This is a genomic window from Phocaeicola sp. GP0067 (assembly GCF_031119655.1).
Lineage (GTDB): Bacteria > Bacteroidota > Bacteroidia > Bacteroidales > Bacteroidaceae > Phocaeicola > Phocaeicola vulgatus.
Window position 1 is genome coordinate 16,519 of record NZ_JAVHZY010000015.1, and the last position, 16,046, is coordinate 32,564.

The 16,046-nt window shown below is 41.5% G+C and carries 8 protein-coding genes; all 8 read left to right on the top strand.

All coding sequences use genetic code 11. The features are described 5' to 3' along the window. Nucleotides 1–4: 4 nt before the first annotated feature. The 8 genes from RE317_RS12545 (at nt 5) to RE317_RS12580 (ending at nt 16,041) form a co-directional block, all read left to right on the top strand. The gene (locus RE317_RS12545; protein WP_008667479.1) at nt 5–1,840 is read left to right on the top strand and encodes a RagB/SusD family nutrient uptake outer membrane protein; all 1,836 of its coding nucleotides are present in this window, start codon (nt 5–7) and stop codon (nt 1,838–1,840) included. 207 nt (nt 1,841–2,047) lie between these two features. Further along, entirely contained in the window at nt 2,048–3,631 is a 1,584-nt protein-coding gene (locus tag RE317_RS12550) for a sulfatase (protein WP_016271809.1), read from the top strand. A 17-nt stretch (nt 3,632–3,648) separates the two neighbouring features. Further along, entirely contained in the window at nt 3,649–5,964 is a 2,316-nt protein-coding gene (locus RE317_RS12555) for a glycoside hydrolase family 20 protein (protein WP_008667474.1), read from the top strand. 8 nt (nt 5,965–5,972) lie between these two features. Further along, nucleotides 5,973–9,032 (top strand): glycoside hydrolase family 2 TIM barrel-domain containing protein, encoded by a 3,060-nt coding sequence (locus RE317_RS12560; RefSeq protein ID WP_005840275.1) that lies wholly within the window; start codon nt 5,973–5,975, stop codon nt 9,030–9,032. Nucleotides 9,033–9,049: 17 nt separating this feature from the next. Continuing rightward, nucleotides 9,050–10,909 (top strand): alpha-L-fucosidase, encoded by a 1,860-nt coding sequence (locus RE317_RS12565; protein WP_117873332.1) that lies wholly within the window; start codon nt 9,050–9,052, stop codon nt 10,907–10,909. 246 nt (nt 10,910–11,155) lie between these two features. Further along, nucleotides 11,156–13,552, top strand: a complete 2,397-nt coding sequence (locus tag RE317_RS12570; RefSeq protein WP_005840265.1) for a hypothetical protein — start codon at nt 11,156–11,158, stop codon at nt 13,550–13,552. A 328-nt stretch (nt 13,553–13,880) separates the two neighbouring features. Then, entirely contained in the window at nt 13,881–14,657 is a 777-nt protein-coding gene (locus RE317_RS12575) for a phosphatase PAP2 family protein (RefSeq protein WP_005840261.1), read from the top strand. Between the two features lie 238 nt (nt 14,658–14,895). After that, on the top strand, nt 14,896–16,041 hold the full coding sequence (locus RE317_RS12580) for an OprO/OprP family phosphate-selective porin (RefSeq protein ID WP_008667465.1): 1,146 nt from the start codon (nt 14,896–14,898) through the stop codon (nt 16,039–16,041). The last annotated feature ends 5 nt before the right edge of the window (nt 16,042–16,046 follow it).

Sequence of the window (16,046 nt, forward strand, 5' to 3'; positions counted from 1 at the left end):
TAAAATGAAAAAACTAAAATATATATTTTTATTAGCAGGTGCTTTGTCATTGGCATCCTGCGAATCGTGGCTGGATGAAGACCCGCAATATACGATAAATACAAAAACTCAGTTTAGTACTGTGGAAAATGCCAGACAGGCTTTGATGGGATGTTACGGATATATGTCTGCTGATAATGCTTATGGCCAGGCATGGCAGGAAGTAACATTTGGATATTGTGGTTTTGGATGGTCACAAACGAATGGCAGTTCTACAGATTTATTGGTCTCTATGGACGGAGGAATTGATGAAACCATAAACACAATGGCGTGGAGAGGGATGTATAAAGTGATTGGTGAAACAAATGCATTCATTGCCAATATTGCCGATAGTCCGTTAGAATCGGCTGATAAGTTGCCAATGGAAGCGGCTGCTCGTTTTTTGCGTGCATTGGCTTATTATAATTTGGCAGTTACCTATGGAGATGTACCTTTAAAGACCACTCCCTCTGCTCATGACGGAGTAGCTGTTCCTCGTTCTCCTAAAAGTGAGGTCTTTGAATTGGTATGTACTGACTGGGAGTTCGCTTATGAGAATTTACCGGAAAAAGATGATGACGGTTTTGCAACGAAGTGGGCGGCGAAAGCGTATCTAGGAAAACTCTATCATACTTTGGGCTGTCAGGGTGATAATACGGCTTGGGAGAAGGCGAAAGCGTGTTTTGATGAGGTAATGCCTAAATACCGGCTGGCGGATAAATTCAGTGATTTGTTTGTTGATTACGTACAAGGTTCTCCGGAATCTATTTTTCAATTGAATTTTGCACTTGCAGGTTCTACCACCCGTAACCGGGGTAGCTGGCTGGTCGCTCCTAATGGCTCTTGTAATGGGCAGGCTTGGGACCGCATACGTGCTTCAAAAGCTTTGTATGATTATTTTGGGGCTACTTATCCCGGTGATCCACGTATTGAAAGCACATTCCTGACTTATTGGAAGTCTTATGCCGGAGTAGGAAAAGGTGAGAAACCTAAAGAGGAGCCTATAGCTTCGGCGCGCGATACTGTATATGCCTATCCTTATTTTACATATACCATTGAAGGAGAAGAAAAACCTGCCGGATGGAAGAAACCCAAGTTGTATGTAGGACGGATTCCTTACGAGAAATTAGCTGATCCGGCTAGTCCGAAAGCTGAAGAACTTTATGCTATGATTGCCGATACGGCTACTGCGACTCCCGCTGAAAAAGGGTATTTGAAAGGCTTGTTGTCTTTGTTGGAAAATGCGACAAAAAAGCCATCTACCAATACAAAGTCATGGCCCTATTTCAAGAAACCGTGGGATCCTGAGCAGAGTGGTAATAACAGTCATAAGAATTTAATTTTGTATCGTTATGCAGATATGTTGCTGATGGCAGCGGATGTATATAATGAATTGGGGCAGACTGACAAGGCGATAACATTGGCCAATGAGGTGCTGAAGAGAGCGCGTCAATCAGGAAACGCGTCTCAGCCGGCTGACTGGAAGAGTGGCTTGTCTAAGGAACAAGTGCGTGAGAAAATTTATTTTGAACGTATTTTCGAAGGTGCCGGTGAACCGGAAATGTATCAGAAAATGCGTTTACGCGGCACAGAGCTTTTGAAAAAAGCTTTCGAGGTCAACAATGGGCATGGAATTATTCAAGAATCAGTGGCCAATAATCCTAAAGGGAACGGGAACTGGGGAGAACGTATTTTTAATGATGGAAATTTGAATGATGAAAACTTCCTGAAGAAAAATTTATTGCTCCCGGTTCCGAAAGATGAGATAGATACCAATTCTGCTCTTGATTATAGTGATAATAATTATGGTTATACTAATTAAGAAAACATGATAGAACGCTTTATTCAATAGGTCTTTATTGGATTTTTCCGGATGCAGGGCGCACCTGCGCTTTGCATCCGTTTTTTTCTTGTCTGTAACCTGTTTCTGGACATTCTCAGATATAAAATAGTCATTTCCAGACAAGAAACAATAACATAACTTGTATCTTTGCGGATGTTAATTCTTTGCTTATTTAAATTTATGAATATGAACAACCTACAATCAGGATTACTTTTTTCTTTGACCGGCATCACTGCTGTGGCATCTTTGTCATCATGCGCTTCACAAAAGAAAACTGAGGAGCAGAAACCTTACAACATCGTGTATATAATGACCGATGACCATACTGCCCAGATGATGAGCTGCTATGACAAGCGTTATATGGAAACGCCTAACCTTGACCGCATTGCTAATGACGGAGTGCGTTTTACTAACAGTTTTGTGGCCAATTCATTAAGTGGTCCCAGCCGTGCCTGCATGATTACCGGCAAGCATAGTTGTGCTAATAAATTCTATGATAATACCACTTGTATATTTGATGGTTCGCAACAGACTTTTCCGAAGCTGCTGCAACAGGCCGGATACCAGACCGCCCTTATCGGAAAATGGCACTTAGAGAGTCTGCCCACAGGTTTCAATTATTGGGAGATTGTACCCGGACAAGGTGATTACTATAATCCGGATTTTATTACGCAAGACAATGACACCATTCAAAAACATGGGTATATAACCAATATCATTACTGATGATGCCATAGACTGGATGGAGAACAAACGGGATAAAGACAAACCTTTTTGTATTTTGATTCATCACAAGGCTATTCATCGCAACTGGCTGGCAGATACTTGTAACTTGTCTTTGTATGAAGATAAAACTTTTCCGTTGCCCGATAATTTCTTTGATGATTATGAAGGACGTCCTGCGGCAGCGGCTCAGGAAATGAGCATCGTGAAGGATATGGATATGATTTATGACCTTAAGATGCTTCGCCCCGATAAACAAACCCGTTTGAAGGCTCTTTATGAAAATTATATCGGACGTATGGATGAGGGGCAGCGTGCGGCATGGGATAAGTTTTATGGTCCCATTATCGATGACTTCTATAAAAAGAATCCTCAGGGTAAAGAATTGGCCGATTGGAAGTTCCAGCGCTATATGCGTGACTATATGAAAACAGTGAAATCGTTGGATGATAATGTAGGTCGTGTACTGGATTATCTGAAAGAAAAGAATATGCTGGACAATACCTTGGTGGTTTATACTTCAGACCAAGGCTTCTATATGGGAGAACATGGTTGGTTTGACAAACGCTTTATGTACGAAGAATCCATGCATACTCCGCTTATAATGCGGTTGCCCAAAGGTTTTGACAGGAAAGGTGATATTACAGAACTGGTGCAAAACATAGATTATGCACCTACCTTTCTGGAATTGGCAGGTGCTCCTGTTCCCGAAGATATCCAAGGTGTTTCGTTGCTTCCACTGTTGAAAGGAGAAAAACCTGCTGATTGGCGCAAATCATTGTATTATCATTTTTATGAATATCCGGCAGAACATATGGTGAAACGTCATTATGGTGTACGTACAGAGCGTTATAAATTAATTCATTTTTATAATGATATTGATGTGTGGGAATTGTATGATTTACAGGCAGACCCTACGGAAATGCATAATCTTTATGGTCAGAAAGAATATGAACCGGTTGTGACGGAGCTGAAGACTGAATTGGCAAGATTGCAGGAGCAGTATAATGATCCGGTACGCTTTTCACCCGATAGAGACAAAGAATAAGAAAAATAGCATATATCATGAAATACACCTGTTTGATTTTGCTATGGTCGTTATTTGCGACTATGGCCTTACCTGCTGACAACCTAATCCAATCTATATCTATTGTTCCCTGCCCGGAGAGTATTACTCCGGGTACAGGTTATTTTACTTTCTCCGGAAAAACAGACTTTACGGTAGAAAATGAGGAGCAGGCAGAGGTTGCACGCTGTTTCTCTGCTCTTTTTACCCAGGCGGCCGGATTTACTCCTTGTGTGAAGGTTGGAGAAAAGAAGGGGAAAATCAGTTTCCTTACCGATGACGCATTAAAGAGTGAGGCGTATCATCTGGAAATAACTCCCAGGCAGATAATAGTTAAAGCTTCAGATACAAAAGGTTTCTTTTATGCCTTGCAGACTATTCGTCAGTTATTGCCTGCTTCCATTGAGGGCACAGCGGTGGCGGAAACTGCGGATTGGAGCGTGCCGGCTATGACAATCAAGGATGAACCTCGTTTCGGATATCGTGGATTGATGGTGGATGTGGCCCGCTTTTTTATTCCGAAAGAGAATCTGCTTCGTATTATCGATTGTATGGGAATGTTGAAAATCAATACCCTGCATCTGCATTTGGTGGATGATAATGGTTGGCGTATTGAAATAAAGAGATATCCTTTACTTACGGAAATCGGTTCACGGCGTGTAGATCGTCCTGGAAAATCTTTTCCGGAGCGTCGTAATCCCCGGCAGGGTGAACCGACTGTAGAAAAAGGATTTTACACACAGGAGGATATCCGTGAGATAGTGGCGTATGCCGCCCGACATCAGGTTGAAGTGATTCCTGAAATTGAAATGCCGGCTCATAGTAATGCTGCGTTGGCTTCTTATCCGTTGTTGGCTTGTCCTGTGGTCGATAAATTTATCGGTGTCCTTCCAGGATTGGGAGGAAATCATGCGGATGTGATCTTCTGTGCAGGAAACGATAGTGTATTCACTTTCTTGCAAGGGGTGATTGACGAGGTGGTGGAGCTGTTTCCCTCCAGGTATATTCATTTGGGTGGGGATGAGGCTCGGAAAACGCATTGGAAGGAGTGTCCGCTTTGTCAGGAGCGTATGCGACAGGAAGGCTTGGAGGACGAAGAAGCGTTGCAAGGTTATTTTATGGCGAGAATGAGTAAATATGTACAAAGCAAAGGGAAAGAAGCCATGGGCTGGGATGAACTGACCAATACCCGGATTCCCGACGGAGCAATTATTTATGGTTGGAGAGGCTACGGTCAGGCTGCCGTCAAGGCAGCGGAGCAAGGGCATAGGTTTGTCATGACTCCTGCACGTATCATGTATTTGATTCGTTATCAGGGACCGCAATGGTTTGAACCTTTGACCTATTTTGGGAATAATACATTGAAGGATGTATATAGGTATGAACCGATACAGAAAGAATGGAGTCCGGAGGTACGTTCCTTGCTGATGGGAGTACAGGCTTCTATGTGGACTGAGTTTTGCAATAAACCGGAAGATGTGGAATATCAGCTGTTCCCTCGTCTGGCTGCTTTAGCCGAAGTGGCTTGGACACAGCCTTGGCATAAAAATTGGAGAAGTTTTTTGGTAGCAATGGATAAATTCAACGAGCATCTGTCTGCTAAAGGAATTGTGTTTGCCTGTTCCATGTATAATATACAACATACGGTAACCCCTGTAAATGGAAAGCTACAGGTGAAACTGGAATGTGAACGTCCTGATGTGGAAATCCGTTACACAATGGATGGTAAGGAGCCGACAGACCGGTCTCCGCTATATAAGAACCCGTTGATGGTGACCGGTACACAAACTATAAAGTGTACGACTTATAGAGCAGGTCGGCAGATGGGAAAAACATTGACATTGCCTTTGGTTTGGAATAAGGCTACCGCCAAACCTGTTTTAGGAAATACACAGGCTGGGAAGATTTTAGTAAATGGTATACGTGGCAGCTTGCGCCAGTCGGATTTCGAATGGCATTCATGGGAAAGCAGTGATTCTGTCGCTTTTACTATAGATTTGCAAAAGAAGGAGTCGCTTCGTTCTGTATCAGTGGGATGCATAACGAATTATGGCATGGCAGCCCATAAACCGGCAGATATTGAAGTGTGGGTTTCAAATGATAATCGGGATTATCGTAAAGTATCCGGTAAACAGTTCACGGATGGAGAGATTTTCCGTGAAGGGACTTTCAAAGAGGATGTGGTACTTGATTTGAATAAGGAAATTGGCCGTTATGTGCGGATTATTGCTAAAGGAGCCGGAGAGTGTCCTGCAACCCATGTACGCCCCGGACAAGAGGCAAGGATTTATTTTGATGAGGTAATGATAGAATAAATAGATATATGAGAAATACATTATTATATTTTTTGGCTGCTCTGGTTATATTTCCAGTAATGGCGCAACAACAACCCGAATGGCAGAGCCAATATGCTGTCGGACTGAACAAACTGGCCCCTCATACTTATGTGTGGCCTTATCAAACCGTATCTGATATCCGTAACGGAGATTATGAATCTTCTCCTTATTACATGAGTCTGAACGGTAGTTGGAAATTCCATTGGGTAAAGAATCCCGATAACCGTCCGAAGGATTTTTATAAACCGGAGTTTTATACAGGAGGATGGGCGGATATTCAGGTTCCCGGCAATTGGGAACGTCAAGGATATGGAACAGCTATTTATGTAAACGAAACCTATGAGTTCGATGACAAACTGTTCCATTTTAAAAAGAATCCGCCTTTAGTTCCATATAAAGAGAATGAAGTCGGTTCCTACAGACGTACCTTTACAATTCCTGCCGATTGGGAAGACCGCCGTGTGGTTATCTGTTGTGAAGGAGTGATTTCTTTTTACTATATTTGGGTGAACGGACATCTGTTGGGCTATAATCAAGGTTCAAAGACACCAGCCGAATGGGATATCACTGATAAATTGAAGAAAGGTGAGAATACGGTGGCATTGGAGGTTTACCGTTGGAGTGCCGGATCGTATTTGGAGTGCCAGGATATGTGGCGGTTGAGTGGTATTGAACGTGATGTGTATCTTTACAGCACTCCTAAACAGTATATAGCCGATTACAAAGTAACCTCTTCTTTAGACAAACAACAATATAAAGAAGGTATTTTCGGTTTGGAAGCTACCATTGAAGGACCTTCTACTTCCATGACTACCTTTGCTTACCGACTGGAAGATAAAACCGGTAAGGCGGTTCTGCAAGGTGAATATCCTATCAAATCGAAGGGATTGAGCCATTTCTTGAAGTTGGATGAACAAAGTTTGCCGGATGTGGAAGTCTGGAGTGCTGAGCATCCGAATCTTTATACGCTGATCCTGGAATTGAAAGATGTAACAGGTAAAGTAACGGAACTTACCGGATGTGAAGTAGGTTTCCGCACTTCGGAAATTAAGGACGGACGTTTTTGCATCAATGGTGTGCCGGTCTTGGTAAAGGGAACGAACCGTCATGAACATTCCCAATTAGGACGGACTGTAAGCAAGGAACTGATGGAAAAAGATATCAAATTGATGAAACAGCATAATATCAATACGGTTCGCAATTCGCACTATCCTACCCATCCTTATTGGTATCAGCTTTGTGATCGTTATGGACTTTATATGATAGATGAAGCTAATATTGAATCACATGGCATGGGGTATGGACCTGCTTCATTGGCCAAAGATTCCACTTGGTTGCCTGCCCACATGGATCGTACCCAACGTATGTATGAGCGTTCCAAGAATCATCCGGCTATCGTCATCTGGTCATTGGGGAATGAAGCCGGAAACGGTATTAACTTCGAACGTACATATGACTGGATGAAGTCAGTGGAGAAAAGTCGTCCTGTACAATATGAACGGGCCGAACAGAATTATAATACCGATATCTATTGCCGTATGTATCGCAGCGTGGAAGAACTCATGGCCTATGCCCGCCAGACAGAACCTAAAGTCTATCGTCCTTTCATCATGACAGAGTATCTGCATACTATGGGTAATAGTGGCGGAGGATTAAAGGAATATATGCATGTATTCGAAACCGAACCGATTGTTCAGGGAGGTTGTATCTGGGATTGGGTGGATCAATCTTTCCGCGAGATAGATAAGGATGGTAAATGGTATTGGAGTTATGGTGGGGATTATGGTCCGAAGGATGTGCCCAGCTTTGGCAATTTCTGTTGTAACGGGTTGGTCAATGCAGCCCGCGAACCGCATCCGCATCTCATTGAAGTGAAGAAGGAGTATCAATATATCAAATCGGCACTGACCGATCCTAAGAAGCTGACAGTGGAAGTCAAGAACTGGTATGACTTTACCAATTTGAATGCCTATACGTTGCACTGGCAGGTCATGGGGGATGATGGGAAAGTGATAGCAGAAGGAACTCGAAAAGCAGACTGTGCCCCTCATGAGGCTGTAACATTCTCTTTGGGTGCTGTAAAGTTGCCTTCTACGATTCGTGAGGCTTATTTGAATCTGTCTTGGACGCCTGATAAGGCAACTCCCTTTATTGGAACTCATGACGAAGTGGCCTATGACCAGTTTGTACTGTCTGCCAACAAAGGGTATCGTGCGCCGGAAATCAAATTGGCTGATAAGGTGAAGATAGATATTGATCCTGCAACCGGCGCTTTACGCTCTTATATATATAAAGGTAAAGAGATGCTTTCATCTCCTGTAGTTCTCAGCCTTTATCGTCCTGTTACGGACAATGACAGCAGGGAAAAAACAGGAGGAGCCAAAGTTTGGAGGAAAGAAGGTTTGGATAATATGATTCAAAAAGCTACTTTTGTCAAAGCATCTGAAACAGGTGGTAAAGCGGAAGTAGAATTATGGAATGCTAAAGGCGTAAAGTTGGGAATGGCTACCTTTGTATATACTTTGCAGAGCAATGGTGCATTAAAAGTAAAGACAACTTTCCTGCCGGATACTTCTGCTGTTACTTCATTGGCTAGAGTGGGCCTGGCATTTGAAATGCCGTATGCCTATAACAAGGTTTCTTATTTGGGACGTGGTGAACATGAAACTTATATAGACCGTAATCAGTCTGGATGTATTGGAATTTACCATACAGATGCAGAACGTATGTTCCATTATTATGTGAAGCCCCAGGCTACAGGAAACCGTACGGATGTGCGTTGGATGGAATTGGCGGATGAGGCAGGAGAAGGTTTGTCTTTCCGTTCGGATAAAGTGTTTCAGTTCAGTGTTATTCCATTTACGGATTCTAATGTAGATAAAGCTACTCATATTAATAAACTTGAGAGAACAGGGATTATAAATGTTCACTTAGATGCGGAACAGTCGGGGGTAGGTACTGCGACTTGTGGTCCGGGGGTATTGCCGCCATATCGTGTTCCGGTGGAGAAGCATACGTTTGAGTTTATGATTCGTCCATTAAAATAACCTAGTAATAAAGAAAAATGAGAAAAACGATTCTAACCGCAGCCTTACTTTGTGCTTTTCTGGGAACTCAGGCACAGGAGTATTATGAGAAACACGTAGCTTTTCCGGCAGGAGCGACTACGGAACAGAAGATAGATATGGCTTCCCGTTTGGTGCCTACACCGCAACAGTTGGCATGGCAACAAATGGAATTCACTTGTTTCCTTCATTTTGGTATTAATACCTTTACAGGCCGTGAATGGGGAGATGGTAAAGAAGATCCGGCCATTTTCAATCCTACCGAATTGGATTGTGAACAATGGGTAAGAGCTCTGAAGGAAGGTGGCTTCAAAATGGCTATCATTACTGCCAAGCATCATGATGGTTTCTGTTTGTGGCCTACCCGGACAACCAAGCATTCTGTTGCTTCTTCTCCATGGAAAAACGGAAAAGGGGATGTGGTACAGGAACTCCGCAAAGCTTGTGACAAGTATGGATTGAAATTCGGAGTCTATCTTTCTCCTTGGGATCGTAATGCGGAATGTTACGGACAAGGAGAAGCTTATAATAAGTTTTTCATCGAACAGCTGACTGAACTGCTTACCAATTACGGAGAAGTGCATGAGGTATGGTTTGATGGAGCTAACGGCGAAGGACCTAACGGAAAGAAGCAGGAATATGATTGGGGCGCTATTTTGAAGACTATTCGTCGTCTTCAACCTAAGGCAGTTACCGCTATCATGGGCGATGATGTGCGTTGGGTAGGTAATGAAGGTGGATTGGGACGTACCACGGAATGGAGTGCAACGGCTTTGATGCCTAATTCTTATCCGGGTTCTGATGAAGTCTATAAGAGATTGGGCATAAATGCTATGTCCAAGGATTTGGGAAGCCGTGAATTGGTATCTAAAGCATCGGATTTGTTCTGGTATCCTTCTGAAGTTGATGTTTCTATCCGTCCGGGATGGTTCTATCATGCCGAACAGGATAATCAAGTTCGTTCACTTGCCAACTTGGTGAATATTTATTATCGTTCTGTGGGTTGTAACTCTGTTTTGTTGCTGAATATTCCACCCGATAAACGTGGTTTGATGCACGAGAATGATGTGAAACGTATCAAGGAGTTGACGGAATATATAAAAAAGACCTTTGCTGATAATAAAGTTGAGAAGGGAAATAGGATATGGACAGCCAAAGTAGGAGATACGAAAGAATATAAGGTGAGGAAGAATACACTTGTTAATACTTTCTTAATTCAGGAGGATATTACAAAAGGCCAGCGTGTGGAAGGTTTTACAGTAGAAGTGTTCGCCAATGGCGCATGGCATCATGTGGGTGAGGGAACTACGGTGGGATATAAACGGTTGTTGCCTTTCTCGGATAGTCATGCCGAAAAGGTTAGAGTGACAATTACGGGTGCTCGTGGAACCGTCAATATCAGTAACATAGGCTTGTATTATGCTGAACCATTGGTTGATAAAACGATGAAAGTAACCTTGAGTGATGTCCCGGTGGATGGTTGGAAAACAGTGGGCATGGATGCAGCCGCAGCCATCGATGGAAAACAGGAAACTGTTTGGAAAACCGAAACTTTAACTCCCTTGGTGGTTGATATGGGTAAAGAAGTGGAAATAGCCGGTTTCAGTTATGCTCCTGCACAGGAGGAGGATCTGACTGGCACTATCTATAAATACAACTTTTATGTCAGCCGGGATGGTAAGGATTGGATGAAGTGTGACGCTACAGGTGAATTCAGTAATATCATGCATAATCCTGTTCCTTATTTTGTACGTTTCGGAAAGACTTATCCGGCCCGTTATTTTAAACTGGAGCCTGTTGCCGAAATAAATAACAAAGCAGTAACTGCTGTCGGTGAGATAGGAGTATTGTTGAAATAAATCAGGTTAATATATTTTTTTATTTTAGGAGAAGTTATGTCAAAAGTCGGGTGAGAGAATCATCTGGGTTTTGACGTAACTTCTTTTGTATATGGAAGGCATATTAAGGAATTAGCTAATAATCTGTTAAGAGCTTTCCGGATTTTGAGAAAACGTATTATATTTGCATAAGCATAACAGATATTCAACTTTTTGATTAATTGTAGAAAGCCTTTGTTTAATCGATATCACTTAAATGAGTAAAATATGAAAAAAAGCTTGTACTTTCTTTTTATATTAGCCTTGTTCTGTTTGACAGGCTGCAAGGATGCGCTTGTTCCGAAACCTATAAAGCTCACTTGCAATATCAATACATTTGACGCTCCTATATCATGTATCAGCCGTTCGACAGCAGATGCGGATAAACTTTATATTGGTCAGGAAGACGGTTGTATCATAGAAAAAGTGAACAATAATTGCCAGACCTATTCCATTAATAGCAACCGGCGTATATATGATATATTGGAATATAGTGAAGATTCTCTGTTTGTGGGAACAAGAGATGCCGGTTTGAAACTATTGGCTAAATCCTCTCGGCAGACCCAGACTTACTACATAAAAAATAAGAGGATGAATTATTCGGTATATAGTATGGCTTTGGATGATGACAAACAGTGTTTGTATGTGGGGACTAGTAATGGACTGTTTAGATTGAATTTGAAAGATGGTTCCACATCTCATGAACTCACTCCCATTCAACTAGGGAAATGTAGTAAAAACTGTGGGGTGAATAAGGTTGTGATAAAGGAAAAAAAACTATATGTGGCTAGTGAACAGGGGTTGTTTGTTGTCCGTAATCTTGAAAAGGACTTTAAACGACCTGTTATAGATTCTCTGGTTACCAATGTCAGTGTTTATAATGATACAGTATATGCTTTGTTGGAAAATTCGGTTTTTAAGATATCTCCCGATGGAAAAAAGACGCTTGTACGCAAAGGACGGTGTTACTTGTATGCTCAAGGACCCGACAAGGATGAATGGTTTATCAGTGCTAATTCTATACTTTATGTCAAAGACGGTTGCACTTTAGAATATGATTTGCCGAATGGTATCAGTACTATCGCCAGGCAGATAGGCTTTATGGGGAAAGATTTTCTGCATCTGGCATGCAGAGAGGCTATGCTTTCTTTTGCCTTGCGACAGAACTCGGCAGATTTAGACAATAATGTATTGGCGGTTAGTGATAAAAGGACGGGAGACTCCATTTTCTTTATTACCGATGATCTTCGTTTACATCTGTATAAGTTTGTCTATAATCATCCGGAATTCAAATCAAAGTCTTTAGGAAAGATTGAAGGCTTGGATATTGTGGGTAATGATATTATAAAATTTTTGGAAACCAGTCCTAATACTTTCTTTCTTGCTACGCGTAAGAAACTTTATAAGATTAAAGGCAATAGAGCGGAGTGTCTTTTGCAGTTCAGTAACACGAAAGGGCAGAATAATATCACTTCTCTTTATTATTCCACCGCGGAACATTGTCTTTATGTGGGTACTAGGGAATATTTAGGTATTATAGATGAACAGCAGGACCATATTGTAACTCCTATTCCGGTTGTGTCAGATAAAGGGGTGAAAGATACTATCGACGCTTATATTACCGGAATTTGTGAGAATGAGGATAGTATTTATGTAACGACCTTGAACAAAGGATTGTATGGAAGACCTTTAAACAGACCGCAGGAATCTTTCTGGCAGATACGTGATTTATCAGAGTATGAGAGTGTTTATGGTGTGATAATGAATGGTAGAAATAAATACTTGAATACCTCGTTGGGAATCGTTAATGAAGAAAATGCGACCTTGTTGCCAGTGAAACATGTGAAATCAATATCGGGAGCTCTTGAAAAGAATCCTAATGAGGGCTTTTTCATACTCTATTATTATGGTATGAGTTTTAAGGGATTGGATGATGCCGGTGTCCCAGAACCATTATTCTGCGATTTGGCTTTTAGCAAGCCTTGTATTGCCGTCAATGGACGGAAAGCGGTTTTGGGATGTAAGTCAGGATTATTCCTTTTTGATGGTAAATCAGGCTTGCTTCCTATCTCGATAGAAAAAGAAGAGATGTCCTATGCGCTGTATATCATCCTGTCAATAGCGGTGCTGCTATCGGCTTTTCTTGCTCTTTTCCTTTTGAAAAGACGGAAAAAAGGAACTCGGAAAGCGCTGATGGATAAAAAAGGGATAAATCCGGATGATGTCGGGATGAATTGGGAGGAACTGGAAATGGACGTTCATAAGGTTGACAAAAAAGTCAAGACCCTGTTTGATGCCTTGGGATACAGAAAAACAGAGGGAGAGGATGATATGCGTCAGGAACTGAAACAGGTGTGTTTGGATTTTGCTGACAAATATCCTGAATTGGGTAAATTATCCTTTATGAAACGAAGGGGAAAAGAAAGGTATTTTATAACGATACTTCTGATGATAGAAGATATTGATGCTGCTATTATTTCAAGAGTGCTGGATGTGGATCAGGCAACGGTAACAAGACATAAGTATAATGTAAGGAAAGAAATAGAACAACTTTATCCTGATGGGGAGTTTGATTGTAAAGTCATCAATCTGCTTTATGACCGTATCAATTCAAGAAGAAAATAGGTCCATCTTTAGAGTTATCTCAATTTACTGTATTTCGTAGAGCCGGCTTCGTGTATCTGTTTTGTTATGAGGAATGGCTTTTTTGCCGGAAGTGCTGAAACACTTCCGGCTCTCCTTTTTTCCTCCTTTTCTCTTCTAGGATGTTTTGGTCATATAAAAGGAGGAAACGGGATTAAAAAGGTATTTTCGGGATAATTTCAAACACTACTTTTGTTTCCGTCAGATGCGGACACTCTGATTGTTTGTCGTACGTTCCGTAGATGATTAAAATGTTTTTCGAAAAACCAATTGAATTTTATTAATTAACCGTTTAAACTAAACTTTTATCATGAAAACAAAGTTTGCCTTACTTCTAGTGTTTTGTGCCATTTCATTAAACATCTTTGCACAAGAGAAAAAAATAAAGGATAGAAGAACCAATCCCGAACTTTATTATTTGGAAGAATCGGAGGTTGCCAATAGTCTGGAGTTACTGCCTCCTCCTCCTGAAGCAGGAAGTATTTTGTTCTTGTATGACAAAGCCCGTTACGACTGGGGGAAATTGCAAAGGGATACTCCTAGGGGTGAACAAGCTGTCAGTGATGCCCGTGTAAATGGTGATGGCGTTCCCTTTGCCTTTTCGGAGGCTTTTGGTATTGAAATAACGAGGGATAAAACGCCGGAACTGTATAGGCTCATTATTAATATGAGAGAGGATGCCGGAGATTTGGCTACCCGTCATGCTAAAGAGTATTATATGCGTGTACGTCCTTTTAGTTTTTTCAATGAAATGACTTGTAATCCCGAACAGCAGGAAGAACTTTCAACGAACGGTTCCTATCCTTCGGGACATACAGCCATAGGATGGGCTACTGCCCTTGTTTTGGCAGAAATCAATCCTGACAGGCAGAATGAGATTCTGAAAAGAGGATTTGAAATGGGACAGAGTCGTGTTATTTGTGGGTATCATTTCCAAAGTGATGTAGATGCTGCCCGAATTGTGGCTAGTGCTGTTGTTGCCCGTCTCCATGCCAACGATGCTTTTGTGAAACAGCTTAATAAGGCGAAAGATGAGTTCTCCAAGTTGCAAAAAGCAGGACTCATTCAGTCTGTTTCCAAAAAATAATTCCCTATAACTTAACCATAAACCGTAACTATTTAATGTAATGTTTTTCTTAGATGAACCGGACAAGAGTATTTGCTGAGCCAAAAAGCATGACTATTGATCGGATGCTGATGGGAGGAGGAGTCTGACTGATTGCTTTCATTGTGTGGTCTTACAGATTCTTCACTGCCCTCAGTATGATAAAAATCAGAGACAGACTGACAGGATACTTGGATGGTTACCATTAAAACTGTATATTATGAAAAATCTTATATCATTAGGAGTTTTTCTCCTGATATTGTTCTCCGTACAGGTAAATGCACAGGAACAATCAGTTTTGAAAATACGTCCTACAGGACGAATCTTGATGGATGGAGGCTTGTTTCATTCAGATAATAAAAACTTTGTAGATGGTGTAGCGATTCCTGATGCCCGGATAGGTGTAAAAGCAACCTATGGAAAATATAAAGCGAAAGTGGATATAGGCTATGCGTATGGAAAGGTCAGTTTAAAAGACATATTTGTAGAAAGACAATTTTCCTCACATGCGTTATTACGTGTAGGGAATTTTGTACATCAGTTCGGGCTTCAAAGTTCTACTAGTTCGTCTATGAAAGTAACCATGGAGGAGCCGGCAAGTAATGAGGCTTTTTTCAACAGCCGGCTGATGGGGGCTATGTTTGTGTATGACAAAAATGATTTTTTCGGTACAGCTAGTGTTCATGTGGAGAGCGAGGCTCTTAAGAAGAAATCCAATGAATTGGGTAAAATGGGTTATGGTGCTATGAGCCGCTTGGTCTATCGTCCTTTACATGATACAGGGAGATTGTTTCAGTTGGGTATTTCCGGTGCTTACGAAACACCTAGATACAGTAGCGAACCTACACTTAACCATACTAGCTTTGACTTGGGGGCTAATTTCCCGACGCGTATTGCAAAAGTCAGAGCTGTGAATGCCTTGATTCCGGATGCAAAGAACCTGATAAAATTTACACCGGAGATGATAGCAGGATATGGTCCTGTGGCATTGGAAGCACAATATTATTATCTTCAAGTGAACCGGGAAAAGGATTTTAAGAATTATAAAGCGAGTGGTATGTATGGAATACTGAGAGGTTTGCTGATAGGTGGTAATTATAGATATTCACATACGGATTGTGGTATTGCCACTCCGGACTCTGGTTCGTTGGAATGCGTATTCGGATATAACTATACTGATATGTCGGATACCCGGTCCCATATTTATGGCGGGCGTTTGAACGATGTCTCTTTTACTGTCAATTATTATATCAATAAGTATATGATATGGAGATTCCGGTACTCTTATACTAAGATAACGGATAGAGTGGGATTTGAAAATCAGTCATTAAGTGCGTTTCAGACACGTTTTCAAGTGATATTTTAAATAGA